21 protein-coding genes are annotated in these 25,972 nt (G+C 56.2%); 10 read left to right on the top strand and 11 right to left on the bottom strand.

Features of this window, described 5'->3' with window-relative positions; genetic code table 11:
- Positions 1-3: 3 nt before the first annotated feature.
- Entirely contained in the window at positions 4-1,671 is a 1,668-nt protein-coding gene (locus SH139x_RS06150) for a hypothetical protein (protein WP_488354399.1), read from the top strand.
- Between the two features lie 34 nt (positions 1,672-1,705).
- Here SH139x_RS06150 and SH139x_RS06145 read toward each other — a convergent pair whose 3' ends face one another.
- Complete coding sequence (locus tag SH139x_RS06145; protein ID WP_488354398.1) at positions 1,706-1,933, bottom strand: FmdB family zinc ribbon protein; 228 nt, start codon at positions 1,931-1,933, stop codon at positions 1,706-1,708.
- Between SH139x_RS06145 and SH139x_RS06140 the strand changes: the two genes are divergently transcribed.
- The 3 genes from SH139x_RS06140 (at position 1,932) to SH139x_RS06130 (ending at position 9,411) form a co-directional block, all read left to right on the top strand.
- Positions 1,932-2,660: an NAD(P)H-hydrate epimerase gene (locus tag SH139x_RS06140; protein ID WP_488354397.1), complete on the top strand. Its 729-nt coding sequence runs from the start codon at positions 1,932-1,934 to the stop codon at positions 2,658-2,660. The genes SH139x_RS06145 and SH139x_RS06140 overlap by 2 nt on opposite strands.
- 515 nt (positions 2,661-3,175) lie before the next feature.
- Positions 3,176-7,165: an ammonium transporter gene (gene amt, locus SH139x_RS06135; protein WP_488354396.1), complete on the top strand. Its 3,990-nt coding sequence runs from the start codon at positions 3,176-3,178 to the stop codon at positions 7,163-7,165.
- Positions 7,166-7,227: 62 nt separating this feature from the next.
- Positions 7,228-9,411 (top strand): GGDEF/EAL domain-containing response regulator, encoded by a 2,184-nt coding sequence (locus SH139x_RS06130; protein ID WP_488354395.1) that lies wholly within the window; start codon positions 7,228-7,230, stop codon positions 9,409-9,411.
- A gap of 316 nt (positions 9,412-9,727) precedes the next feature.
- Here the strand turns inward: SH139x_RS06130 and SH139x_RS06125 are convergent, their stop codons facing one another.
- Positions 9,728-10,972, bottom strand: a complete 1,245-nt coding sequence (locus SH139x_RS06125) for a cytochrome-c peroxidase (RefSeq protein WP_488354394.1) — start codon at positions 10,970-10,972, stop codon at positions 9,728-9,730.
- A 219-nt stretch (positions 10,973-11,191) separates the two neighbouring features.
- Between SH139x_RS06125 and SH139x_RS06120 the strand changes: the two genes are divergently transcribed.
- A complete protein-coding gene (locus tag SH139x_RS06120) occupies positions 11,192-11,710 on the top strand; it encodes a GNAT family N-acetyltransferase (protein WP_488354393.1) in 519 nt (172 codons plus the stop codon).
- A complete protein-coding gene (locus tag SH139x_RS06115) occupies positions 11,698-12,159 on the top strand; it encodes a hypothetical protein (RefSeq protein ID WP_488354392.1) in 462 nt (153 codons plus the stop codon). The genes SH139x_RS06120 and SH139x_RS06115 overlap by 13 nt, the downstream gene beginning before the upstream one ends.
- Here the strand turns inward: SH139x_RS06115 and SH139x_RS06110 are convergent.
- The gene (locus SH139x_RS06110) at positions 12,153-13,535 is read right to left on the bottom strand and encodes an IS4 family transposase (RefSeq protein ID WP_488354274.1); all 1,383 of its coding nucleotides are present in this window, start codon (positions 13,533-13,535) and stop codon (positions 12,153-12,155) included. The two genes, SH139x_RS06115 and SH139x_RS06110, sit on opposite strands and share 7 nt — an antisense overlap.
- 70 nt (positions 13,536-13,605) lie before the next feature.
- Between SH139x_RS06110 and SH139x_RS06105 the strand changes: the two genes are divergently transcribed.
- Positions 13,606-14,301: a hypothetical protein gene (locus tag SH139x_RS06105; RefSeq protein ID WP_488354391.1), complete on the top strand. Its 696-nt coding sequence runs from the start codon at positions 13,606-13,608 to the stop codon at positions 14,299-14,301.
- 11 nt (positions 14,302-14,312) lie between these two features.
- On the opposite strand, the gene mutY is transcribed toward SH139x_RS06105, so the two are convergent.
- From mutY to SH139x_RS06085, 4 genes are read right to left on the bottom strand one after another with little or no spacing between them, the layout of a single operon-like run.
- Positions 14,313-15,434: an A/G-specific adenine glycosylase gene (gene mutY / locus SH139x_RS06100; protein WP_488354390.1), complete on the bottom strand. Its 1,122-nt coding sequence runs from the start codon at positions 15,432-15,434 to the stop codon at positions 14,313-14,315.
- Positions 15,435-15,436: 2 nt separating this feature from the next.
- Entirely contained in the window at positions 15,437-16,639 is a 1,203-nt protein-coding gene (locus SH139x_RS06095) for a PDZ domain-containing protein (protein ID WP_488354389.1), read from the bottom strand.
- A 28-nt stretch (positions 16,640-16,667) separates the two neighbouring features.
- Complete coding sequence (locus tag SH139x_RS06090; protein ID WP_488354388.1) at positions 16,668-17,702, bottom strand: SMP-30/gluconolactonase/LRE family protein; 1,035 nt, start codon at positions 17,700-17,702, stop codon at positions 16,668-16,670.
- 52 nt (positions 17,703-17,754) lie between these two features.
- Positions 17,755-19,236 (bottom strand): endo-1,4-beta-xylanase, encoded by a 1,482-nt coding sequence (locus tag SH139x_RS06085; protein WP_488354387.1) that lies wholly within the window; start codon positions 19,234-19,236, stop codon positions 17,755-17,757.
- Between the two features lie 301 nt (positions 19,237-19,537).
- On the opposite strand from SH139x_RS06085, the gene SH139x_RS06080 reads away from it, so the two are divergent.
- Both SH139x_RS06080 and SH139x_RS06075 read left to right on the top strand, forming a co-directional pair.
- Positions 19,538-20,428, top strand: coding sequence for a phosphoribosylaminoimidazolesuccinocarboxamide synthase (locus SH139x_RS06080; protein WP_488354386.1), 891 nt, complete (start codon positions 19,538-19,540; stop codon positions 20,426-20,428).
- 42 nt (positions 20,429-20,470) lie between these two features.
- Positions 20,471-20,797, top strand: coding sequence for a hypothetical protein (locus SH139x_RS06075; RefSeq protein WP_488354385.1), 327 nt, complete (start codon positions 20,471-20,473; stop codon positions 20,795-20,797).
- A gap of 128 nt (positions 20,798-20,925) precedes the next feature.
- Here SH139x_RS06075 and SH139x_RS06070 read toward each other — a convergent pair whose 3' ends face one another.
- The 3 genes from SH139x_RS06070 to SH139x_RS06060 form a co-directional block, all read right to left on the bottom strand.
- Entirely contained in the window at positions 20,926-22,677 is a 1,752-nt protein-coding gene (locus tag SH139x_RS06070; RefSeq protein ID WP_488354384.1) for a tetratricopeptide repeat protein, read from the bottom strand.
- Positions 22,668-23,501 carry a 3-deoxy-8-phosphooctulonate synthase gene (gene kdsA, locus SH139x_RS06065; protein ID WP_488355973.1) on the bottom strand — a complete coding sequence of 278 codons (834 nt, stop codon included), beginning with the start codon at positions 23,499-23,501 and terminating at the stop codon, positions 22,668-22,670. Before kdsA ends, SH139x_RS06070 begins: the two co-directional genes overlap by 10 nt.
- A 141-nt stretch (positions 23,502-23,642) precedes the next feature.
- Positions 23,643-24,725 (bottom strand): diacylglycerol/lipid kinase family protein, encoded by a 1,083-nt coding sequence (locus SH139x_RS06060; protein WP_488354383.1) that lies wholly within the window; start codon positions 24,723-24,725, stop codon positions 23,643-23,645.
- Positions 24,726-24,807: 82 nt separating this feature from the next.
- On the opposite strand from SH139x_RS06060, the gene SH139x_RS06055 reads away from it, so the two are divergent.
- Complete coding sequence (locus SH139x_RS06055; protein ID WP_488354382.1) at positions 24,808-25,299, top strand: hypothetical protein; 492 nt, start codon at positions 24,808-24,810, stop codon at positions 25,297-25,299.
- A gap of 74 nt (positions 25,300-25,373) precedes the next feature.
- Here the strand turns inward: SH139x_RS06055 and SH139x_RS06050 are convergent, their stop codons facing one another.
- Positions 25,374-25,961 (bottom strand): DUF6702 family protein, encoded by a 588-nt coding sequence (locus SH139x_RS06050; RefSeq protein WP_488354381.1) that lies wholly within the window; start codon positions 25,959-25,961, stop codon positions 25,374-25,376.
- Between the last annotated feature and the right edge of the window lie 11 nt (positions 25,962-25,972).

Genomic DNA, 25,972 nt, shown 5'->3' with positions numbered 1-25,972 from the left:
GCTTTGGTCGCCACGATTGTGGCTCAACCGGGGATCAGTCTGTTGCAGGCCAATGACGGCTCAGCCAGCTTGCAACCTGTGCAGCCACTTCGCTCGGCTCCCCAGCCGCGAGAATCGTCCCAGCCGACAACCTCCAATTCCTCCGCCGCTGGCTGGGATTTGCGTTGGCGAGCGAGCGGTCAAGTGACGCGGGACGAAAGCCCCCGAAGTACTGCCAACCAGACCGCAGCGGCACAAGCACAGCCGCCAGCACAAGCACTGCCAGCCGCTGCGACGCGCCAACCTTCGCCGACCGCGGGGCGAGCCTCGACGGCCGTGCTGAGAGCACCCGCAACGGCCGATCACGGCGCGGTCCAGCCAGCAACTTATATGCAAGATCGCTTGCCACCTCCGCCCGGTGGCAAACCAAGCACGCAACCCAACAATCTCCAGCGTCCCCAGCCAAGCCGGCAAACGCTCGGCGACGGCCTGCTGCCTCCCCGCACGCGAGTTCCCCAGGGCGATCCTTGGTCCGATCCGTTCGGCGACGCCAAGCTGACGACTCAAGATGGCGAATTGCAACTACCTCCCACAGCGGGCGGAATTTCGCTTCCCGAACCAGCACAGGCCGATCCCGATCCGGCGGCAATTCCCGAGCTGATTCCAACTCCGGGGCTGGAGACAACACCCCAGCCACCCATCGATGTGCCACCGACTGTGCTTCCTCCCGCCGAGGAAGCGCCGTCACTCAGCTTGCCGCCGAGTGATCAATCCGCTCCCGCGCCACTGCTGATTCCCGAACCAGCCAATCCGTTCCCGACCGAACTGGACGAGGCTGACGAACCGCAGTCGCCCAGTGATCTGCAGGATACCCCTGATCTCGACGACGACTTCGGTTCTGCGGATCAACTCGCACCCAAAGCTCGCCTCGAGTCGGCTCGCCCCGTCTCCCCGGAGCAGATCGATCGGATCGTGGGTTCGCAAGTTCTCCGCACTCAGGACACCTTTCAAACGTTAAATTGCGACGAACTCCGCAAACGGGTTGCCGAGCGTACGATCCGACAAGTCAGCCTCGACATCTCGCCTCCGTTTCGTCCCAACGTGCTGGAAACCGATGCGCGGAAAGAAGAAGCGGCCAAGTTTCTAGAGAACCAAATCAGCCGGGTTTGGAGAGACTTCCGTGGCGTCCGTTTGGCTGAGGGCCGCTTCATTGACTTGGCCTACGAGCAATTGATCATCGAACTCGCTGACGGCACGACCACCGGGTTGCCGCTCTCCGATTTAAGCGAAGGAGACTTGGCTTACATTACAAACGCCTGGGGACTGCCGACCGAATGTCGACTGCCCGACGTGGATTACAAGCCGAGAAATTGGTTGCCGATTCAGATGAGCTGGAAAGCCTCGAACTTGTGTCACAAGCCGCTGTACTTCCAAGATGTCAACCTGGAACGCTACGGACACACAGCCGGACCGTTTGCCCAGCCGGTGGTGTCGACGGCCCATTTCTTTGTCAACATCGCCGTGTTGCCATACAAAATGGGCATCCATCCGCCAAACGAATGCCAATACGCACTGGGCTACTATCGGCCAGGCAACTGCGCTCCCTGGATTATCCCGCCGGTGCCGCTCAGCCTTCGCGGGGCCTTGTTTCAGACCGCCGCGATCGGAGCAGGTATTGGCTTGATTCCGTAGGTTAGGACTGAAAGCCAATCTTTAGGCAATGCTTTTAGAAGGAGCATCCCCCGCCACAGCAGCGGGGTGCTCCGCAGCTCTCCGGCTGACGGGCCATCGGCAAACCAGCAGCACCCTTGACTGCTGGCGCGGCGGTCACGCTCAGTTGGCGAGCTAACTTTTCTCCGTGACACTCTGGGCATGTAGGTTGCTCGTCGCTTCGTCGCAACAAGACCTCCACGGTCTGGTCACAATCACTACAGTGATACTCATACAAAGGCATGTCTGATAACCCTCGGTCTATGATGTCTAGCAATCAACCCACGATCCTGCATTCTCTCTCGCGCGACCAGGTTCGCCAAGTCGACAAACTGGCGATTCAGGAATATTCGATGAGCGGTCTGGTATTGATGGAGAACGCCGGACGCGGGGTCGCCGAGTTTGCTTGCCGCCTCTCCAAGCCGGTGCCCGCAGGAATTCTCTGCGGGAAAGGCAACAACGCGGGGGACGGCTACGTGATTGCCCGTCACCTGCAGTTGGCTGGATGGCCCGTCCGGATCATCCAGCTCTACGACCCCAGCGACCTTCAAGGGGACGCTGCAGCCAACTGGACGATCGCCCAACGTGCCGAAATCGACACCGTCGTGCTGAGAGCGGATCAGTTGAAGAGTCTGCCCGAACTGCTCGCCGACTGCGGCATGCTGTTCGACTGCCTGCTGGGAACCGGAGCGAGCGGGGCTCCCCGCTCGCCACTGGCCGAAGCGATTGTAGCGGCCAACGCGACCGCGGCGGTAAAACTCGCCGTCGATCTACCCTCGGGGCTCGATTGCGCTACGGGCGAAGTCCACACGCCCTGTCTGCGAGCCGACTACACCTGCACCTTCGTAGCCAGAAAACCGGGATTTAATACCGCCGGCGGCCGGCAAGTCACGGGTAACGTGGAAATCTTCAGCATCGGCGTGCCACGCAAATTGCTAGACCAATTCGTGTCGGCAGAACCACAGAACTGAGCAGCCAGCCTGCTGACAATCTGTGAGCGAGTCCCCAATTCCTGAATAGCTGTCAGCTCGGTACGCGACATATAGGCGTCGAACCCTTTGATTCGACTGCCCTATTTCGCGTACGTGCTTGAGGCGGCCCATTCGCCGGAATAACCACCGGGTTGCGGCTCGTTCATGCTCAGCAAGAGCGTTTCTGGAGTTGATCGCCGAAAGGAAAATGCCTGCTTGAACCAGCGTACTCCGCAAGCGGCGTTCCATGCGGAATAGCTAGCCTTTTTTGGGCTGCCTCCCCCTGCGAATGTCGCTTTCCGACGAGTTTGGATTTGATGCCTGAATGTGCTCTCTTTTCACGAGCCGGCATTCCAGCCATGAGCCACTAGCGCGATTATGTCGACTTTGACGGCTGGCCATCTGAGAAGCCCTCGTTTCACGATCAAATTGCTCTAACTCAATCTTATCATGACCAAGGTTTAAACGGTTGAGAACGGAGCGAATAACCACCAAGACTTCTCGCAGTTCAAATCATGACAGCTATGACAATCACCGCGCCCGAATCCTTAGACGTTGGCTTTGTACTCGCTTGTGCCGCGATCGTCTTTCTCATGCAAGCTGGTTTTTGCTTGTTGGAAGCAGGACTAGTGCGCACCAAAAACAGCATCAACGTGGCGGTCAAGAACATTCTGGACTGCTCCGTGACGATCTTGCTGTTCACACTAGTCGGCTTTTCGATGATGTTCGGAGTTTCCTACAACGGCATCGTTGGAATTCCTGGCAGCTGTGATTATTTGCAAGACTCACGATTGACGGCGTTTTTCATTTTCCAGCTGGTCTTTTGTAGTTCGGCCGCAACGATTGTCAGCGGTGCCGTCGCCGAACGTGTGCGAACAGTGGTCTACCTATACATTACTTTAATCGTCGGCGGGTTGGTCTATCCAATCTTTGGCCACTGGGCCTGGGGTGGAGTACTTCCAGGAACATCGTCTGGTTGGCTTGCCGCATTAGGCTTTGTCGATTGGGCTGGATGTGTGGTCGTGCACGTTGTTGGAGGGTTTTCAGCACTCGCCGCAGCGCAAGCTGTGGGCCGCCGGCGTAATTGTTCCCAACAGAACATATCCGGAGGGCACAGCCTAACCCTGGCGATTTTGGGCACATTCTTATTGTGGTTTGGCTGGTGGGGCTTCAATGGCGGGAGTGGCCTGATGGTCAGCGAGAGCCTGCCGCGAGTCCTATTGAACACTAACATTGGTGCTGCGGCAGGTGCCGTTGCGGCAATGATGTTCAGCATGTTGAGGCGCGGACGACTTGAAGTCAGCGCGCTGATCTCTGGGCTGCTTGCCGGCCTCGTCAGCGTGACCGGAGCGTGCCATGTGATCTCTCCTGCGACAGCGGCCATTGCAGGTCTGGTTGGCGCTTGGTTGGCATTAGAAGCTGATCGATTCATACGATCGACCGGCGTTGACGACGTGGTCAGCGCTTTCCCGGTTCATGGTGCCACTGGTATTTGGGGAGCGATTGTCTTCGCACTGTTTGCTCCGGAATCCGCAATTGTCGCATCATCGCGAGGGATGCAGTTAGTGGTTCAACTGATCGGTGCCATCGTGGCTGCGATTTTCAGTTACTCCACAGTCTACCTCGCCTTAATGGCGCTCAAGCAAGTTACCTCGTTGAGAGTCAAGGCAAGCCAAGAACTGGCTGGTTTGAATATCTCCGAACATGGGGCTACTAACGAGGTTGTTGATCTACTGGGGTCGATGAACTCCCATCGCAAAACGGGCAATTTTTCGAAGACGATTCAAGCGGATCCCCATACCGAGGTTGGCCAAATTGCCGCCGAATACAATCGGGTGGTCGCTCGCATCCAACAGGAAATGAGCGACCATAACGAGACGAACGAATGGCTCCGAAATGAACGGCTCCGTCTGCACTCGGTTCTGGAGCACGCGGGAGTTGGAATTTATCAACTCGATGAGCATGGAAAATTCATGACCACTAATGCCACATTACTTTCAACACTCGGCTATCGGTCAACTTCGGAACTCATCAGCCACGCATCTGATCGATTACTGCCTTGGCACCGCCTAAACAGTCAAGCGAATCAAATTATCACAGAGAAATTCAGCCGGGGACTTGCCTTCAATGACTTAGAGAGCCAAATCGCAAACCAGTGCGGAGAAGATGTTTGGATTCTGGAAAGCCTCGTTCCCGTCCGTGACCCTCAAGGTTGTTTGATCAGCTGGCTTGGGACAATTCACGACATCACCGAGCGCAAGAATGCCATGATGGCTGAGGTGCAAATCGCCGAAGCAAAGAGTCAAGCGAAAGGTGAGTTCCTTGCCAACATGAGTCATGAAATCCGAACTCCGCTGAACGGCGTAATCGGCATGCTCGATCTGCTAGAGGCCGCGGACATACCCGCCAAAGAAGCACACTTCGTTTCGGTCGCAAGGTCCAGTGCAAATAGTTTACTCGCCTGTATCAATGATGTGCTGGACTTTTCCAAGATTGAAGCTGGACGGCTAGAAATTGAATCGGTCGAATATGATTTGACCGACCTGATTGAAGGAACCGCAGAGCAATTCGCAGTTCGGGCCCATCAAAAAGGTCTGGAAATGAATTGCCAGTTAGATAAAGCTCTTGCGCTGCGTGTCATCGGTGACCCCGAGAGGCTACGGCAAGTACTAACCAACCTAATGGGCAACGCGATCAAATTCACCGAAAAAGGTGAAATCAATTTACGAGTGGTCCGTCGTGGATCGGTAATTCGATTTGCTGTTCAAGATACTGGTATTGGTATGGATGCTGAGGTTCGGAGTCGCTTATTCGAATCCTTCATGCAAGCCGATCTATCAACAACCCGCAAGTACGGAGGTACCGGACTTGGCTTAGCTATCAGCGGAAAGCTAGTCGAATTAATGGGCGGCCAGATCAAAGTCAACAGCGAGGTTGGCGAAGGTTCGGAATTCTGGTTTGAACTACCTTTAGAAGTCGTCCAGGAAATAAACACCAACAACCGAACACCTCAGGAACTGCTGAAGTTACTTGAGGGCAAGCGGGTGTTTGTAATCGATGACAATGCGACGAACTGCGAAATCATGAGCAACCAGCTTGGTATTTGGGGGATGGATGTCAGCATCTGCCAGCAACCTCGGGGCGCCGTGGAACGGATGTTGGTGGCCGAGCGATTAGAAGACGCGTTTTCACTTGTCATTCTTGACTACTGTATGCCCGATATGGACGGCCGTGAAGTTGCATCTGCCATCCGCAAACACCCGGCACTGAGCAACATCCCAATCATCCTCCTATCGAGTAACCATGAACTTCTAACGGCCAAGGAATTGCGGGACATTGGCATCGAAATGGCAATGCTTAAACCAGCGCGCCAAAGTCGGTTGCTGGATGCCGTCATGACTTTACTACACAACCAGGGCAGCAAAAAGATAGCCACTCTGTCAACGCCCCCGATTACGCCCACCACTGCCGAAAGGCAACGAACAGTCGCAGCAGCCCCCAACACCCCGGTTCCCGACCCGCAAACGCCTACCCCCAACGTCGCCCCAGTAGATGACTGCGATATCCTTATTGCCGAAGACAATCAGGTAAACCAATTGGTCATCCAGCAAATGCTCCTGAAACTTGGGTATTCGTGTGAACTAGCCGGAAATGGCCAAGAAGCGTTTGAGAAAGTAAAACAGCATAATTACGCGGCCGTTTTAATGGATGGGCACATGCCAATCATGGACGGAATCGCAGCAACGCACGCGATACGAAATTGGGAGCGAGAGGTCCGTGCAATCCACCCGGTCCCAATCATCGCGGTCACCGCAAACGTCGTCCAGGGCATTCGTGAAGAATGTCTCGCGGCGGGCATGAATGACTATCTTTCCAAACCCGTGGCCCTGCCAAAGCTACGTGACCTACTGCATCGATTGATCGGCGATCGGCCCCACCAGCACCAGCCAGCACCATCCACCGCAGTAACAACAGCGCCGATGCTGCCCGAACAGGCCCCGGATACTCCCATCTCCGCAGACAGCTTGGCTTCAGAATCAGTCCCTTCGGAATCAGCCCCTTCGGAATCAGCCCCAATTGAAGATTTCACGGCGAGCGAATCCTTCGCGGCAACCGAAAACGTGCTGGCAACTGAGGACGTACTCGCAATTGAAGACTTGAGAACATGTGAAGAGTTCATCTCGCAAGAGGAACTGACGCGGCAATGTGGTGGTGATGAGGAGTTTGCGCGGCAAATACTGCAAATCATGAATGACACACTTCCCCAACGAATGCGGGACTTGGAAACGGCTTGTTCATCACAAGACCTTGAACGAATCCGCAGCATCTCCCATCAACTAAAAGGTGCTGCCAGCGACACTGCACTGAAGGCCATCAGCCAAACTTCGGCAACACTTGAGTCACAAGCCATCGCGGGTGATCTCGAGGGAAGCGTCGCGTCAATGCAAACGTTGAAGACCAGAGTGGAGAAGACGCTTGACGTACTCCAACTCATTTTACGGTGAGGCGGACACACTTGGCCCCGAGACACTAACATTTGCTGTAAAAATCGAGTAGAAAAATTAGGATGCTCAACATCATTTCTCAATCCGACGGACCGCCAGCATTAAATTCGTTCGGTGAACCCAAGCATCCAGCGTATCTGGCTCCCATCGATCATGCGTTGGTAAGAACAGCAGCCGACACGAAATATAAAGAGCAAATATTAGTCGTTGACGATGAACAAGTCACTCGCCTCCGCCTCAACCATATTCTATCTGGCGTTGGCTACAAGGTTCTCGAAGCATGCAATGGCCGCGATGCTTTAGAAATAGTTAAATCGACGTCGATCGATTTGGTACTAATGGACATCTGCATGCCAGTGCTGGATGGTTTCAGGACGCTGCGTTTACTTCGGCAAATGCATAGCATGGCCGATCTGCCAGTCGTGATGATGACGGCCAGCGATCGAAGTGCTCAAATATTAGAAGCCTTTGAGGACGGTGCCAGTGACTACGTCAGCAAACCGATAGACGGACAAGTGGCTATAGCTCGGATTCGAAACCAACTCCTGGCAAAGAACGCACAACGTCAACTGCGAGAAAGTGAGGAGCGATATGCGTTGGCAGCACGCGGCACAAACGACGGGATGTGGGACTGGAACCTGGCGACTGGCGAACTCTACTTGTCACCTCGCTGGCGGTCAATGCTGAGCATCGAGTCTCCCGATTTTAATCCGACCGGTTCCCAGTGGATGGAACTAATTCACTTTGAAGATCGTAGACGAGTCTCCAAAGATCTAGAGCTTCATTTGCTCGGAGAAACGAGTCATTTCGAAACAGAGCTTCGCATGTGCGATTCGAACGGTGGTTACCGCTGGATGCTGTGTCGCGGCCTGGCGGTGCGGGACTCTGAAGGAACAGCTTGCCGAATTGCCGGATCGCTTACCGACATTACCGAAGGCAAGGTTGCGGATGGACTGACGGGACTACCAAACCGAATATTGTTACGAGACAGAATCCAAAGATGCATCGAGCAACTCTCCAGAAGAACAGGGGCTGGATTTGCTCTGATTTACATGGATATGGATGATTTCAAATTAATCAATGACAATCTCGGCCACGACTCCGGCGACGAGTTTCTAGTTGGCATCGCTCGACGTCTGGAAACCACACTGCGAAAATCTGACGCCGTGATCGCTCGTCTAGGGGGCGATGAGTTTGCCGTACTCCTTGAAAACGTGCACACCATCAATGAAGCGATCGCCGTTGCCGAAAGAATGCACGAGAAATTAAACCAACCTTTCGCCGTTGCGGAACGTGAAATGCTAACGCGCGCAAGCATGGGGATCGTACTTGCCACGTCGGCCGAGCCGCAAGACATTACCGCCGAGATCTTGCTCAGCCGCGCGGATGCGGCAATGTACGAAGCAAAAAAACAAAGCGATGTTCCATACTGCGTTTTTCGCGAAGAAATGATCCGTGAAAATGCGATGCGACTGGAACTGGGAGGAGAACTGCGAAGCGCGATCATGCGAGACGAATTATCGCTGTACTACCAGCCCATTGTCGGAGTGGCTGAACGCGCCATCGTTGGCTTTGAAGCATTACTTCGTTGGCATCATCCGGTTCACGGCAATATTCCTCCAAGCGATTTTATCCTGATCGCGGAGGCCAACGGATTGATTGTGGAGATTGGCGCGTGGGTCCTTGAGACGGCCTGCCGCCAAGCCAACCAATGGCGGACCGAATACCAACGTGACTTAATGATCAGTGTAAATGTTTCCGTTCGCCAGCTTGCGTGCCAAGATTTTGCCGAAATGGTTGCTCAGACGCTCGCCAAAACAGGCTTGCCGCCACAATTGCTAAAATTGGAAGTCACTGAGAGTCTGTTGATGCAAGATCCTGAGAATACGATCGAAATACTTAATCGGCTTCGAGAGTCTGGCGTGACAATTGGAATTGACGACTTCGGGACGGGATATTCTTCACTTTCATATCTACACCAGATGCCACTAGATATCCTCAAAATCGACCAATCTTTCGTCATTCGCTTGGAAGAATCCGAAAAGCATCTAGCGATCATTTGCTCAATCATCGCGCTCGCTAAAAGCTTAGGGCTCAAAGTGATTGCGGAAGGTGTTGAGACCGAATCGCAGCTTCTTCGACTTCAGGAGGTTGGCTGCCATATGATGCAAGGATACTATCTTGCCCGCCCGCAGCCCGCAGAGATCGCTTGTGATTTCATCGTCAAATCCTGGGAGTGGCCTTAGCCGCTGCCCAACACGATTCACCTCAGCGGCTTTGCAACCCACAGCCCCGCAGCAACGGATAGCCTAAGGGGCTCGACTTCACCACCGGGACTTGCACGACCCAAATAAACGCGAAGGACACTCAAACTGAATCCGCTGGGCGATTATCATTGACGAAGCGAATGGCCTGCAGAAACTTGGCTGCACGCAAATGCTCATTCGCTTCTTTCACTTGGTCTGGCAAGGAGCCAATTCGCCACAGGAGGATCGATTGTCCTTAATCGCTTGCAACTCTGCAAACCGCTAAGGACAGCGGTTCTACATTGGACAAAACAGCTTACTTAGGCAAACGTCCAGTTTCGATCGGTGGCAAATCGCCGGTCAAACCTTGCTTCATAAAGTTGACAACATCAGTGATCTCGGCCTCGGTCAAGTTTAGCGGCTTCATCTTGTCACTCAACCAAGGATTGGGATGCCCACCCTTGTTGTACCACACCATCACCTCTTCCAACGTCTGCTGGCTGCCATCGTGCATGTATGGAGCCGTCAGTGCGATATTCCGCAGCGTGGGCGTTTTAAAAGCACCCTTCATGGCCTCTTCTTTGGTCACGACGTAGCGACCCAAGTCGGGTTCTTCGGCCTCCATCCCGACACCCAAGTTGTGATACTGTTCGTCAGTAAAGTTCGCACCCGAGTGACACGTCGCACAGTTCGCTTTGCCAAAAAACAGGTCCATGCCACGCTTGGCAGATGCCGTCAGAGGGTTGGCCGCGGCAGCAGCTTGCAGCGCCTCATACTCTTTGACGAATTCAGGATCTTCCTCTCGCAAGTCCTCCAAGAACTCAAGGTCGTCGGCAAAAACTTTCTCAAATTGCGCCAGCGGCTGATAGGCGTCGTAAGGAGCGGGTCCGGTCACCAACGTGCGCTCAAATGTGGCAATCGCTTTACCGACATTGTCGATGGTAACCCCGTCCGTGAAGACGCTTTCAAACTGCATCTTGTAACCCGGAATACCACTCAAGCACTGAATGCAAGCGTCGTGGGTGTTGCCCATTTCAATCGGATTAGCAATCGGCCCCACCGCTTGAGCTTCCAACGAGTCGGCGCGTCCATCCCAGAACTGAGCCTTGCTGATGATCCGGTTGTAAGCCACCGGTGAATTTCGATTCCCCTCCTGCTTATCGACCCCGACCCCGAAGCGAGTCGAGGCAGCGTAACCGACAGCGGGAATGTGGCAGCTAGCACAGCTAATCGTGGTGTCGCTGGAAAGCCGTGTGTCGAAATAGAGCTGCCGCCCCAGTTCGATTTTGGCTCGCGTGATCGGGTTGTCTTCTGGAATGTAAATGTTGTCACTGGCAGCCGCCAAACCTGCGGGCAATTCCACTTGCAACGGTTGATGGTTGGCGGGATCGGCCAGCCATGCCTTGATTTCGCTGGTCTTCAGAGGCCCTTCACCAGGGATTCCCCGAAGCAATTCGCCACCTCCCAGGACCACGGTGCTGGTGTCGGCCGCCCAGCTGTTGGAAACCGTCAGGAGCAAACCGGCAATTACCACGCTCAACTGAATCTTACTTCTTCTCATTCTCTCCCACCTAATCGTGTCGGGGCTGTAATTATCGAGTTTTCTCGTAAATTGTTTTGCCATTTACTCAGTATAGTCAATGTCCAGCTTTTGGAACCTCACAGAACCGGTCCACATTCGCTTGGATAACGGCTAAATCTGGCTTAATTACCCCTATTGAGACACCAACCCATTCCAGTTGCAACTTTAACCTGCCCCGAGAGAACCAGGAAAACTGCCTTGAATGCAGAGATCGTAATCCGCCCGGCCAAATATGCCGACTTGCCCGCCATGATGCAGATTTTAAACCACGAGATTCAGCACACGGTAAATTGCTTCCGCATGCGACCAATGACCGCAGGGGATGCGGAAAAGTGGTGGAAGGCAAGAGAAAACGGACGTTACCCCGCCTGGGTGGCGACGCGTCAGGAGCAAGTTGTCGGGTGGGGCAGCGTCTCCCGTTGGTCCGCCTACGAGGCCTACGACGGGACGGCCGAGCTCTCGATCTGGATCGCCCCGGAAGCTCGCCGCCAAGGGCTCGGCAAACGTCTCATGCAAACGCTCATCGAGCATGCCCGCGGAGCTTCCTTTCGCGTGCTGCTGAGCCGGATCGAGGCGGATAACGAAGCGAGCATCGCGCTGCACGTCGCGTTCGATTTCAGTAAAGTTGGTACGCTCAGCAACGTGGGTGAAAAGTTCGGTCGCTTGCTCGATGTCGTAATCATGGAGCTGCAACTCTCACCCACATGTCGTCGTTAACAACGATTGAACCGCACTCGTTAAACAGTCAGCCGCAGGCGCACTCGTTAAACAGTCAGCCGCAGGCGTACTCGTTAAACAGTCAGCCGCAGGCGTACTCGTTAAACAGTCAGCCGCAGGCGCACTCGTTAAACAGTCAGCCGCAGGCGTACTCGTTAAACAGTCAGCCGCAGGCGCACTCGTTAAACAGTCAGCCGCAGGCGCACTCGTTAAACAGTCAGCCGCAGGCGCACTCGTTAAACAGTCAGCCGCAGGCGCACTCGTTAAACAGTCAGCCGCAGGCGCACTCGTTAAACAGTCAGCCGCAGGCGCACTCGTTAAACAGTCAGCCGCAGGCGCACTCGTTAAACAGTCAGCCGCAGGCGCACTCGTTAAACAGTCAGCCGCAGGCGCACTCGTTAAACAGTCAGCCGCAGGCGCACTCGTTAAACAGCAATACCGTTCAATGAAGCATAACCACTGACTGGTCAAAGGTTTTCGTCAACGGTTCTTGGTTTCGATGTTCGGGGCGGCATTTGTGCCAACGTGACATTTTTCGTTTGATCACGCGTGGGTTGATGCGGTTGCGGCGCGGCGGGATTCGCTCACGACTCATTTCCCAGACCACAGCTGCATACCACTGCGAGAAACTTACTTCGTTGCTCGGATCGCACTCCGGTAATCGAGTCTTGAGTATTTGAAAAGAACCCTTGAACGACAACCGATCAACGTCCATGTTCGCTTCGGTAGCCGCTTCAAGCATTAACGCGCGAACCACGAAATGACCTAGCGACATCGCATACAACTCTTGCTTCAGACCGTCGGTCGTTTCGCTGCGAAGATTCGTTGTCTTCTCGGCCCGACAAGGATCTTGGTGAGTCTTCTGCTCATCAAAGACCATTTCTTCTTCCCAGCGTTCGTGGTACTCCATAATCAGTTCCATGGCCGGAAACTCCATCGGGTCCATCAGGTTGGTCATCAATCGATGAACTTCATCGTGACCGACACGCTGAGGGTCATCAAGCTTGTACTCGATCACTCGGACTAGGATGCCTTGTTTGTCATTTTCGCGATACCAGTTGCTCGGATAAACCTTTGCCAAGAAGGATCCATCGTCGAAGCATTTGATCGGTTTGAACACCATCGACTTTTGAATGCGAACAAGCAATTTGTGCTTCTCATGCAGTATTTTCCAGTGTTTGTAGCTAAAAAAGCCCCTGTCTTCGTACAGTAACGCGTCTTCGGGAATACGATCCCATAGCTGCTCGACCAGCTTCTTTTCGGAGTCTTTCCAACCGCCGTAAACAAATGCGAACTCGATGTGAGTTCCGAGTTCGACAAGACTGACTTTACGGACTTGAGGAAAGGGGGCTGCGCCACGACTTCCTGACGAGCGTCCAAGATGCTGATGCGCATCGCAATCAGGCAACTCGAGAACCGTACCATCGATCGCGACCCGGCGCATACCGCGATAGAACGCACCAGGCGTCTGCGGCGTGGCCAATGGGCGGACCACTAAACTGTGCAAGGCAACGAGTGGTTCGCTCCCAAGTCGTTGACGCGCTATACATAGGCTGGACCTAGCTGGCGATTCTTCTCCGTGCCGCAGCCGACGGCAGGCTTTGAAGACTTGACGGATAGGAAGCTCAGTGAAAAGGCCCATTGCCAATACGACCCAAATCATCACTTCGTTGGTCAGCGTGCAGGACCGCTTGGTCTGCTTGCCGGTATCGGCGAGTGCTCGCTCTACAAGTTCAGGTGCAATGATCTTTTCAAGTCCAGCAATCCGATCTAAAATCCTACCGTTGACTTCCGAAGAGAGGTCAGAGCATCCTTGCCCGTTCATGTCGCGGCTCCTTGCGAGGTTGGTTGGTGAGACAACCTAACTCTAGCAGGAGCCGCGATTTACATAAACATTGAACGGTATTGCGTTAAACAGTCAGCCGCAGGCGCACTCGTTAAACAGTCAGCCGCAGGCGCACTCGTTAAACAGTCAGCCGCAGGCGCACTCGTTAAACAGTCAGCCGCAGGCGCACTCGTTAAACAGTCAGCCGCAGGCGCACTCGTTAAACAGTCAGCCGCAGGCGCACTCGTTAAACAGTCAGCCGCAGGCGCACTCGTTAAACAGTCAGCCGCAGGCGCACTCGTTAAACAGTCAGCCGCAGGCGCACTCGTTAAACAGTCAGCCGCAGGCGCACTCGTTAAACAGTCAGCCGCAGGCGCACTCGTTAAACAGTCAGCCGCAGGCGCACTCGTTAAACAGTCAGCCGCAGGCGCACTCGTTAAACAGTCAGCCGCAGGCGCACTCGTTAAACAGTCAGCCGCAGGCGCACTCGTTAAACAGTCAGCCGCAGGCGCACTCGTTAAACAGTCAGCCGCAGGCGCACTCGTTAAACAGTCAGCCGCAGGCGCACTCGTTAAACAGTCAGCCGCAGGCGCACTCGTTAAACAGTCAGCCGCAGGCGCACTCGTTAAACAGTCAGCCGCAGGCGTACTCGTTAAACAGTCAGCCGCAGGCGCACTCGTTAAACAGTCAGCCGCAGGCGCACTCGTTAAACAGTCAGCCGCAGGCGCACTACGTTCTACAGCGTACGCCTGCCGCTAACGGTTAAACCACACAACCTCACAACGTTCTCGCCAATTTCCGCGCTGACGTATTGAGTGCCATTTTCTGAAGGTCGGTCGCCGTGAACCAACCCGCCTCTGTTTGCCCCTCAGCCGTTTCGCGACAAGTGCTTATCGCCACGGGTTCAGCGTGATGCGCGTGCAAGGTGATGCGATACTTAGTCACCGCATGTTTGATGACGCCCAACGGATAGTCGAGTTCAATTTCCCAGCCGAACTCGGCGGCAAATTGAGCACGCACAGCGGCTCGAATCGCCTCATCCGCGGCTGCCCGCAATCCGGTAACATCGAAGCGAGGAAAGTCCCACATCCCGGCCCAGTGCGCATCGGGCGGACAGACACGCAGAAAATAGTGCTCGCCCCGCCGCACAGCCACCGCCCAGTGGACTCGTTCCTCGTACTTAATATGCTTGACCTTGCCAGGAATCTCCGCTTGCAAACCCAAAGCGTAGGTGGCGCAATCGGACTGCAGCGGGCAGGTTTCACAGCTAGGGTTTTGCGGCGTGCAGGCCAGCGCCCCAAATTCCATCAAGGCTTGGTTCAAACGACCACTTCCCGACCGCGTTGGTAGCAACGCCTCGGCCACCTGCCACAGCAATCGCAGCGAAGCACTCTCGGCCGGTGGGCGCCGCAATCCGATCAAGCGGCTGAATAAGCGAACCGTGTTTGCTTCAACAATCGGCAGTCGCTGGTCTTGGCTGATCGAAAGAATCGCGCCAGCTGTGTACCGTCCGATGCCTGGCAGTGCCAAGACTTCGGCAAAAGTCGTGGGAAAACAACCCGCGTACTCGGCGACAATCTGCTGGGCCGCCGCGTGCAATTGCCGAGCCCGACGGTAATACCCCAAACCTTCCCAGTACGTCAGCAATTCTTCCATCGGCGTTTCGGCCAAACTGGTAACATCAGGAAAACGCTTTAAGAACCGCTGGTAATACGGAATCACCGTAGCCACTTGCGTTTGCTGCAGCATAATCTCGCTGATCCAAATCGCGTATGGATCGGAGGTTTCTCGCCACGGCAAAACCCGCTCGTTGTCGTCAAACCAACGCAACAGGCGGCTCCGCACGCGCCGCCGCCAAAGCTTGTCCTGCCAATCAGCGGCATGAGGAATCGTCGCCACCCTTAGAGTCGCCCCAACTCGACCTTCAATTTTTCTTGGCGACCAAAACGTTGCACGACCACTTCCATCGGTTCGCTCGGTGCGTGCTGGCGAACGGCGACTTGCAGATCAGCGAAACGAGTAATCGGATGCTCGCCGAGTGAAAGGATTACATCCCCCGGCCTGACTCCAGCCCGATCGGCAGCCGAATCGGGAACCACGACGCGAACCACGCAAGCGAGATCAGCCTGAGAACACTGCACACCCAAAAACCCACCTCGGCTGTAAATGATTTCAAGGCCCTCAAAATTACCCTCCAGCGCATCAACATCTTCGGGCACAAATTTGGTGGCGGTTAAAACCAGCGTGTTGCGGAGTGGCAACTCGGCCATCGCAAACAGGTCTTCATCAGGTCCACCCACGTCCACGAATAACAACTCCAGCGTGTTAATCCGTTCCAGCTCGGCCAACTTTTTCAATCCAGCCGCCGACAACTTAGCATCACGCAACTGGATATCGACCAACTTGGGCAGTTTCACGATCGCGGCAATCGTTTCATCGCAAACGGTTTCTCCAGCCATCACGACCATCGTGGTAGAGTACATCCAAGGCAACCAACGCAGCGCTTCGGAGTCGATCTGCCAATTCTCGGGAAAGATGATCGCGTCCTCAGCCGCCAACCTGGAGTTAAACGTCAACTCCTGAATTCCGACCTTCAAACCGGCCGCCGCCAAGCGAGCTTGAGCCCGCACGCTGCGATCTTGCTCGATCATCTCGATCGAAGAGTCGGCGCGGGTGGCTGCCGAGCCGGGACCATTCTGCCGCAACCGGCCAAGAGCGTTCCATGCTAACGGCGGATCGTAAGGGGTCTCCAACACGGCCAAGGACTGGAGAATGAAACTGGCGCGATCAACAACCTCGAGATTACCACTCCGCACGGCCGCTTCCAACGGCTCAATCGCCGCCTCCCCGGCGCTCTCCAATCGCCGCATGGCAACTTGCCGAGAATGGTAACTGGGCGCACTCAATTGATCAATGTAACGCTCCAAGTCGGCCTGGGACGGGGCAGGGGAGTTATCCTCAGCGGCAACGACGGTGGTGGTGCCGATGACAACTCCGCCCCAGCTATTCAGCCACAGCAGCCCACACCAGCAAGTGGCAACCACCAGCTTCCTCGAAGTCACTGAGAAATCCATGACGCGTTTGCCAGCCATTCCGTTTTTCATCTTACTCCCTTGACTTGATTCTGAAACTTCAGTTGCTTTCGGGCGGTGTGGTTGCCAAAGTACCCGGCGACAATCGACCCGGCGGCAAACCGGTGGCGGAGACTTTCACGCGGTACAGTCCAGTGCGAGCGGTCACGAATAACTCATCGCGTTCCACTCCTCCGAAAGTCACGTTGGCGGGCTGCTCGGGAAACTCAATCGTAGTCAAGTAAGTTCCCTCGCGATCGAACACTTGCACGCCCGTGTCGGCGGTAATGTAAATGTTACCACCAGTATCAACCACCATCCCATCCCCACCCGAGTTTCCATTATCGCTCGTCTGTCGCAAGCGGCAAAACACTTTTCCGGGACCCAACTTGCCGGGGGCCAAAACTTGGTAGACCATCATCTCCGCCGAACGGCTGGGGATCACGTACAATTTGTCGCCGTCTGGCGAGAGCCCGATCCCGTTGGGTGCTGGCAAATCGTCGGTCACGCGGACCACTTGGCGATCGGCCGTAATGTAATAGACCGCCTGCACGCCCTGGGGCAATGGTTCGGGTGCGCGAAACAGCGGGTCGGTAAAATAAACGCCGCCGACTGAGTCGATGATCAAATCGTTCGGCGCGTTAAAGCGTTTCCCCTGATAACTCGCTGCCAACGTTTCCAACTTTTTGGTCTGCAAATCATAAACCACCACTTGGCCATCCATTTGACAAGCCACCAGCCGGCCACCCGCTTCCATCAACAACCCGTTCGCGTGCCCCGCTGGCTCAATCAAGGGAACCGCTTTTTGCCCCGCTTGCCAATGCAAAATCTGATCGGCGGGGATGTCTGTAAAATAGAGCCCCACGGACTCCCCCGGGCCGGCCAAAGCCGGCGTAGGCCCCTCGGTGAATTGAAATCCACCTTGCAGCTTTTCCACCGGGCCGAGCGTGCGAATCGAGACGCCGTCCGAGGAGACTTCAGCAGCGGCCACTTCCGCAGCGGGCGCGTCTTGCCCCGACAAACTTGCGACGGGCGACCAGCACGATAAACCAATCGACAATAAACCAACGGACATCGCGCACGAGAGTTTAGACATTGCTTTCACCGACGATGATGCGAAGAAAAAATCGAGAGCCCAGCTAACAGCCCTAGGTTAACAGCTCGCGTCGCATCCGTGTGAGGGAATCGAGCAACGGTCGCGGTTTTCCGCTCGCATCGATCAACCCGCTGTGGGGCATCACGTGTGGGTGACGATCGTCCCAGCCTTCCCAAAGAATACCGTGCACCACCCCCTTAGCCAGCATCGTGTGCATCCAGCGGATCGCCAAATTGGCTTGCAAATCGGCGTTCACCAACCCGTCGGGGCCGGTGGGAATCACTTCGGCGCTGCGAATCGCTCGCGGATCAGGACCGCTCTCGGCGGGAAATACCAATTGGGCCATCAAAGGTAATCCCAAGTTGGCCCAGCGATCGATCTGCTGGCCCAAATCGAGCAAGGTCCGGGGCAGACTCCCGCTATCTTGGTAATTCATCCGCAATTCCAACCCGATGCCGCTGACGCCCAAGTTGGAGCGAATTAAGGCGTCGGCGAAATGAATCGGCGAAATACCATCCCGTTCGGCTCCCAGGTACTCTCCCCAAGGCCTGTCGACGGAGATCAAAACCGGCGTCCGCGGATCGACCCGGCGGATGGTGTGAATCACGGCGACCGCCAACCGCATCACTTGTTCTTCATCCAGCGGAATCGGCCCGGGCGTATTCAGGCCAGCCACCGCGTGCCACAGATGGACGCGTCCCTGATATCGCAGCACGGTCCGTTCCACATAGGCTTCGACCGACTCGACCAAGGTGGAAAAATTCCCCTCCATCAAATACAGCCAATCGGGAACTAATTTAGTTTGAAAGTTCAGCAGCGGTCCCGCCACAACCCGCATCCCGTGCCGCGTGGCCCAATCGAACAGCGTGTCAAACCGGGTGTAATCAACTCGCCCGGCGGCCGTCTCGACTTGTCCCCAACCGACGGCGATGCCAATCGAGTTAAAGGCTTCGCGATAAGCGCCCTCCAGCGGACCACCACTGACGACCTCGTCCATCGCTTCGACCGGCGCGCTAGCACCAATCAAGGTCCCCAGTTGCCGCTCGTTTTGCTTGCGGTAAGCCAATGCCTGCTGGTTGTAGGCGTCGGCCAACACGTCGCCGGCTCGCAGCAATTCATAGATCGAACAAGCCGCCCGGCTGGCCACTTCGCTGGCGGCACCCCGATGCGTGGCCGCTTGCAAAAATTTCTCCGTGCTGCTCTCCAGTTGAGCCTGCTGAGTCGCGTTCAATTGCAAACCGGCTCGACGCCACAGATCGGCTTGGTTGCGGAGCCGGAAACATTCACCGCGAGCCAGTTCCAACGGCAATAAATGCGGGGCGGCGGCGGCCAGAGGCTGTCGCTTGCTGCCCGTTTGTCGCAACGAACAAGTCGACAGCGTGGTCAACGGCCCGGTCGGCGAAGCGGGAAAGGGGACGTACAGCCGCCCCGAGTCGTCGACACCGCGATGGATGGTCAAGACACCATCATCGAGCGTAACACGACCTTCCCAGGGCACACCCTCAATACCACAAATGTAGGCAGACTCCCACATCTGGAGCTGACTTTGGTTCTCAGGCGGTACGGCGAATTGAAACTGTCCCATAGCCTCAAAGGGAGGACTTGAAACGAAACGCTCCGCCGACGCTCGGCGCGAGACCCTGAACGATAACCCAGCAAACAACTTGGGGCAATCAGCCCAGCCCCGAACAAACCGACAAAGTCGGGATTCTGCGCGAAATTTGCGCAATTTGGCTCCCCGCCTGGGAAGTATCTCGCGAAAACGCTAATTTCTTTGACAAACCCCCGTTCTTAGACAAAACCCCGACGCTCGCCGCCCCCTGGATATTCCCGCAATGCTCACTTTCGATGACAACGGCGCCTTGATCCGCACCGAATTGCCGTTGCCGCTGCAACGTGGCAAAGTTCGCGATGTTTATGACTTGGGTGACGCCCTGGCGATCATCAGCACCGATCGGATCTCGGCTTTCGATTACGTGCTACCCGTCGGAATCCCCGAAAAAGGCCGCATCCTGACTGCCATCAGCCAATTTTGGTTCGGTTTTCTACCAGTGCCAAACCATTTAATCTCCACGGAATTGCGCGGCGAGCTGCAATTGAGCGCGGAAGTAACCGCGGCCCTGACCGGCCGCACGATGATTGTGCGCAAAGCCAACGTGGTCCCCTTTGAATGCGTGGTCCGCGGCTATCTGGAAGGAAGCGGCTGGCGAGAATACCAAGCGACCGGACAAGTCTGTGGCATCCCGCTGCCGGCTGACCTGCGGCAGTGCGAGCGTTTGCCCTCGCCACTCTTTACCCCGGCCACTAAGGCGACCAGCGGGCATGATGAAAATGTCTCGCTGGAGACGATGATCACCGCCCTCGATCGCCCCTTGGCTGAGCGACTCCGCGATACTAGTTTGGAAATTTATCGTTTGGCCAACCAGCACGCCGGACAGCAAGGTTTGATCATTGCCGACACCAAATTCGAATTCGGCTTTGCGGGCGACGAGTTGCTGCTGATTGACGAAGTGCTCACCCCCGACAGCTCGCGTTTCTGGCCGGCCGATTCCTTCCAGCCCGGCCAAGCACAGCCATCATTCGACAAACAGTTTGTCCGCGAATGGCTGGCCGACACCAGCGGTTGGGACCGCAACAGCCCACCACCACCGCTGCCGACGGATGTGATCGAAAAAACCCAAGCCAAATACTTGGAAGCCCAACGCCGCTTGCTGGCCACGCCATAGTCGCCTTTCGCTCCGCCGAAAGTTTGCCCAGTTAATGCATTCTTGCGGAACACTAGGCGCCCGTATTTCACCGAAACCGATTACTTCGACAGCCTGCTTGCCTCGTTGGGGTCTTATCACTTTGTGCTCGTAATCGCTCGCGGCGATCTTGCTGGATTCGATTACGATTACGAGCAGCGCGGCGCTGAGCACGAGCATCACGACCCCCACGAGCTCGCCTCGTGCGGTGAAGGAGATTCTTGGCTAGCACGTTTCCCGCGAAGCCCCGCGATCATGCCCGCCTGCCTGCCCGCCCCGCCCGCCGAGGGCGGGCGGGCGGGCGGGCAGGCGGGCGGGCAGGCAGGCGGGCGGGCAGGCGGGAGCGGCTAGGGAGACGTGGGGCTTGCATCACTAGCTGACAACCTGATTCACCGAACGAGGCAAGCTCGTTGGGGTCTTATCACTTCGTGCTCGTAATCGCTCGCGGTACCCACAGCCCGTCGTTCGCCGATCTTAGGCTACGGTTCCGCGGCAAAGTTCTCCAATAGGCGAGCGCGGATGCGGTTTCCGTGCTCTTGGGGATCTCCAATCGTTTTATACAACTCAGCGGCCTGCTCACGCTCACCCAATAATTCTAACGAGCGAGCCAAATTGTATCGCGAGCCCGACTTCCACGGAGATTCCAGGTCCTCTTGTAAGATTCTCTTTTGATGCCAACTAGCCGCGTTCTTCGGATCGCCCAGATCGTAATGCAACAGGCTGATCCAATAACTGGCGGCACGTTTGGCCAATCGCATAAAGGTTTGCACCTGCTGAATCTGCATATCAAACTGCTCTTCAGTCATTCGCAATTCACGACGAACACCGTAAGAGCGTTGCAGATCAATATTCGTTCTCAAGTCATCAATTTCGAACTCCGGATGCCGCATCGCCATGTACATGATCCGCGCCCCCTCGTCCTGACCTTCGCGACTGAAGTTGCCGCAGAGATGCTCCCAACGCGCAATGGCTAACGGATAAGTGCCGCGGAGCATGCCCCACTGGTAAGCTTGCCAAACGAGAATCTGCTGGTCGGTGCGGGCCAATTCATTCAACACCATTTCATATAAACGTGATTCGGTCGCCAGTGGCCACAGCCGAACTTCCTCGATCCCAGGAATTTTCCCCAGTGCGGCCGCGGCGGCGTCGACGTCATAACTTAACACCATCCGCTGCTCTCCCGCCAAGCCCGCTTGCAAATGCCGCATCCTGCGCGACATCGACTCCGGCGGGGCATCCAACAGGGCAATCGTTTTCTCAATCGCTTTGTTGTCGAGCGGATAATCAAACCAACCTGGCACGTTCAAACGTCGCAGCACGCTGGGATTTTCCCGCGCCTCGGCCAATGTGCCGATGCCAATTTGATCGGGCCCCGGAATCGGCAATCCCAAGCCGGGTTCAAAGAGAAATAACTCCTCGCCGATGCGAACGCCCACGGCCCATTCAGTTGGCTTGACGCCCGTGCCGTGGGCCAACATGCAGGCTTCGATATTTGATTGCCGACAAAGCTGAATAAAGACTCGCGCCCGCTGCAAGGCGTCGCCATCGCCCCCGTAGAGCGTTTGAAAAGTGGTTTGTCGATAACCGGGGCCACGAAACTCGAGCCCGGCGGGCAGGGGAGGAGCCTGCGGCCCAGGGCCTTGCGCCTCTAAGGTCTCAAGCTGAATATTTCTCACAGTCCAATCAAACAGCCGCGCGGCCTGCAATAAATCGGCCACCCCTTGAGTTCCCAATCGATCCGCCTGCTTGCCGATCCAATCGACAAACAATGGATCATCGGCCGTCTCGGCTTGCATCCATTCCAAGATGCGATCCAGCAAAAAATTCAACCGCAAGTATTCAATATCAGCACCCACGAAACGCGTCGCGGCCAATTGACGATTGGCGGGAAAATCTCGCAGCTCCGAACTCAACGTGCCGAGCAACTGGGGCTCCTGCCAGTCGTTGGGAAACGGATTAGCCGCTGCCCAAGCGTTGAGCAAACTGCCAATGCGACGCTGCGCTTCCTCGGGCTGTAATTTCGCGTACTCTTGTAAAAAATCGAAAGCATCCCGAACATTATCGCTTTCGCTGACGGCTTGCCGCTGCTGATCACGACGCCGTTGTATATCGCGCACCGATGGCACGTCATCGCCACAGCCGGTGAACAGCAAGAATGTGCTGGTCAGAAAAATAGCGGTTGGCAAATAAGCCCAGACGTTTCTGAGCTGGCGTGGGGTTTCTACTGACACGAGACTTCCTCAAGAGCACGACGAATGCTGGCAAGCTGTTGCAATAATTGACCGACCGCAGCCAGCGGCACCATGTTAGCACCGTCGCTGGGTGATTCATCAGGGCGGGGGTGGGTTTCCAAAAAGACGGCATCGACGCCAACAGCGACGGCCGCCCGCGCCAGCGGAGCCACCAGAGCCCGGTTGCCTCCAGTCGCGCCGCCCAAACCACCTGGCTGCTGGACGCTGTGGGTGGCGTCAAACACGACCGGCACGCCCAGACTTCGCATCGCTGGCAATCCACCCATGTCGTTGACCAACCGTCCGTAACCAAAGAAGGTGCCGCGTTCGCACAATAACACGCCTCCCGCACCGGCCGTTCTCAGTTTTTCCACCACGTAGCGCATATCTTGGGGCGACATAAACTGCCCCTTTTTGACATTCACGGCGCGGCCCGTGGCGGCGGCCGCGATGAGCAAATCGGTTTGCCGAGCGAGAAAAGCTGGCACCTGCAATAGCGAGCACACTTCAGCCGCCGCAGCCGCTTGCTCGGGAAGATGAATATCGGTCGTAACGGGCAACTGAACCCGCTCGGCAAGTTCGGCCAACATACCAAGACCGGCCTCCAAACCGGGGCCCCGTGAACTGCCCACGCTGGTCCGATTGGCTTTATCGAACGAGGCCTTGAAGATCAACTGAAAACCAACTTCTTGGCAAGCATCCCGTAGTCGCTGGGCAATCTCCAAAGCGGCCGGCAGCGTCTCCAAAACACAAGGCCCGGCGATGATCGTCAAGGCTTGGCCCGGACCACACTGGAGTCCTCCAATCGAGACCGGCGCGGTAATTTGGTCGAGACGGCTGGCGTCGGGTAGGATCGCCGAGCCATCAGGCTGGGGCCCCGTTTCGATCGGGTCAGGTTCAGGTGTCGACACGCGCGGATCACTCAAAAGGGGAGGAAAAGGTTCAGCTCGGTTACCGGCGGCGGATTACTTGGTCAGTGGTGGAAAGGGCCGCTTGACAGCTGTCAGATTAGGCAGTCTTAAGGTAACTCGCGAGGGGACCACTTGAATCTCCATCGGCAACCGCCCCGCATAATCACCATCCAACTGGACCGACATTCGCTCATCACTCTCTAACCACATCCGACGACTCTGAAATCGCAACACATCTGCCCAGCGGGTGTGGCGTTTCGTCAACACTCCCAGTAAGTAACGCATGCCATGCCAGTGCGAGCCTCGCGTCAATCCACAAAAATCGAGCTTCCCATCGGTCGCGTCAGCAGCCGATTCAATCGCCAAACTGGCCGCATAGCGAGGCAAATTGAACACCAGCGCCCAAGCAACTTGGCTTTCCACGGCAGCCAGCTCCGCCCCCGACGCGTCGGCAACCGCACCGTCAGCCACCTGATTTAGCAGCCCCTCCGCGCGGACGCGGACCAGCGGGTAACGATAATTACGCAGCATCGACCAAATCGGTTTGAAATAGCTCCAACGACGAATATGCCCGCGTCGTGTGAGATGCATCCGTCGCACCACCTCCGCATCGAATCCGACCGATGCCATGATCAAAAACATCCGCTCCCGCGGCTGCTGTCGCCCCGACCCCAAGAATCTCGCCAGCCCGGCGTCAATCACTTCAGTGCGACCGCGCAACACCACTTCGGTAAACCAACTGGCCGCCGGCAACCGCCGCCCAACAAACATCCCGTAGTGCCTGGCGAGCAGATTCTCCGTCCCCAACGGCAAGGGCATGATCGGAACTTCTGCGGACAAACGCGAAGCCAGCAGGTTAACCGTGCCATCCCCCCCGGCAGCGATCACACAACCGCGTTGTTCTCCAGCTGCCAGCCAGCGATCAATCGCTAACAAGTCCGTTTCCACCGTCACAATCACACCAGCCGCAGTCAACTCCGCACGGATTTGCTCGATCAGCTGCCGCCCCTGACCCGACCCCGCCTTGGGGCTGGAGGCAATTAACACTCGATCACCGGCTCGCATCTCCCCTCCGCTAGCGCCATCGAGTCCCAAAGACCCCGACCGGCTCTCAAATGTTCGAATTTGCTTGTCCATGCTTGGTGACCTACGTTTTCCTCGGAGACCCTTGCTAGGGTTCCCCTCATTTTCAAACTCTCCAACACGGCTGAAGATTCTCGTGAAATTCCTGCGTCGTTACTGGGTTGCCGGTTTAGTGCTAATGATGGTCGGCTTGCACGCCGTGATCATTGGCTATGTCCGCAGTCAAGTCGCTCGCCTGAAAAACGCTCAGTCGACAGCGATCACCGTGGGCAGCTTTCGGTTTCAACCCATCCGTGATCCCGATCAAGTGTACTGTTTTCGCCTGCACGCCGTACTCGATCCCACGCGACGAAACCGCGGGGAGGAGAGACTGGAGCAATTGCGGCTGGAAATCGCCGAGTCGGCCGAACAATTGCTCAGGCAGGTCGAACCCGATTGGCTGCTCGACCCCAGCCATGATGAAATCAAAGCTCGCCTGCTGGAAGTTGTGCTGGGCCACATCAACGAACCGCTGGTCCAACGCGTGCTAATTACAGAGTGGCTCGCGGCCCCCGCCTCGGCGATCGCCGTCAATGTCAACGACGGCAGCAGTGAACGGGAAAAACAGCCGCCGGTGATGTTGCAGTAACCGCCTGCGGAGTCGCAACGCTGAGGAACCGTTGTAATCTGATGGGCCGCCAAATGATTTAATGGGCCACCCAGCTATTTAACGGGTCGCACGATGGTTAACTGCTTTGTTGCCTGCTCGCGAGTGGTCTGCAAGCTGATGGCGGGTTTCTCTTTAACCATCTGAAACGTGTTGATCTGCGTCTTATCCGCCTCAAACATCACGCGGTTGGTCAACCAAATGCCGCCCGGCAGCGAGGGCAATTCGAGCTCAAAGTAGACCCACGTGTAGCGGACGTCTTGTTCCAAACCGACCCAATGGAACCGCTGCTGTCGCGCTTTGATCTGCTCAGGCTCAGCCTTCGTCGCCGCCTGCTCGTTGGCGGTCAACAAGATCCGATCCCGCAGATAGGCGGTCAGCAAGGGCTTGGCCTCTTCCTCTGGCATTTTCTCCAACACCACTCGCCGGCCGCTGGTCGCCGACAAGGCGTAATCCAAATCACGCGGCGAAAGACGCAGCGAGACCTGCAAGCGATCTCCAGCCTCATTCCACTGCGCCTCGGCGACGCTGGTGTGGAAGGGGTGCGCCACGGTGACAGCCGAAAGCAGCGTCAGTATCAATCCCAGCATCTGCGGTTCTCCTTCGAATTCCATACACAGTTCGCCACGCAGGCGAGTTGCCATCGCGGCCTGGC

This window comes from Kothea flammea (assembly GCF_052161645.1).
Taxonomy (GTDB): Bacteria; Planctomycetota; Planctomycetia; order Pirellulales; family Pirellulaceae; genus Laterigemmans.
The sequence above is the reverse complement of the archived record's forward strand: the minus strand, read 5'-3'. Positions and strand labels throughout refer to the sequence as shown.

Excerpts from the sequence above, each read along its gene's own strand:
- SH139x_RS06115 (WP_488354392.1), top strand. The coding sequence starts at position 11,698 with ATGTCGTCGTTAACAACGATTGAACCGCACTCGTTAAACAGTCAGCCG.
- SH139x_RS06050 (WP_488354381.1), bottom strand. The coding sequence starts at position 25,961 with ATGGCAACTCGCCTGCGTGGCGAACTGTGTATGGAATTCGAAGGAGAA.
- SH139x_RS06085 (WP_488354387.1), bottom strand. The coding sequence starts at position 19,236 with ATGTGGGAGTCTGCCTACATTTGTGGTATTGAGGGTGTGCCCTGGGAA.
- SH139x_RS06125 (WP_488354394.1), bottom strand. The coding sequence starts at position 10,972 with ATGAGAAGAAGTAAGATTCAGTTGAGCGTGGTAATTGCCGGTTTGCTC.
- SH139x_RS06095 (WP_488354389.1), bottom strand. The coding sequence starts at position 16,639 with ATGAAAAACGGAATGGCTGGCAAACGCGTCATGGATTTCTCAGTGACT.
- SH139x_RS06060 (WP_488354383.1), bottom strand. The coding sequence starts at position 24,725 with ATGGACAAGCAAATTCGAACATTTGAGAGCCGGTCGGGGTCTTTGGGA.
- SH139x_RS06140 (WP_488354397.1), top strand. The coding sequence starts at position 1,932 with ATGTCTGATAACCCTCGGTCTATGATGTCTAGCAATCAACCCACGATC.
- SH139x_RS06110 (WP_488354274.1), bottom strand. The coding sequence starts at position 13,535 with ATGAACGGGCAAGGATGCTCTGACCTCTCTTCGGAAGTCAACGGTAGG.
- SH139x_RS06090 (WP_488354388.1), bottom strand. The coding sequence starts at position 17,702 with ATGTCTAAACTCTCGTGCGCGATGTCCGTTGGTTTATTGTCGATTGGT.
- amt (WP_488354396.1), top strand. The coding sequence starts at position 3,176 with ATGACAGCTATGACAATCACCGCGCCCGAATCCTTAGACGTTGGCTTT.
- SH139x_RS06145 (WP_488354398.1), bottom strand. The coding sequence starts at position 1,933 with ATGCCTTTGTATGAGTATCACTGTAGTGATTGTGACCAGACCGTGGAG.
- SH139x_RS06080 (WP_488354386.1), top strand. The coding sequence starts at position 19,538 with ATGCTCACTTTCGATGACAACGGCGCCTTGATCCGCACCGAATTGCCG.
- SH139x_RS06130 (WP_488354395.1), top strand. The coding sequence starts at position 7,228 with ATGCTCAACATCATTTCTCAATCCGACGGACCGCCAGCATTAAATTCG.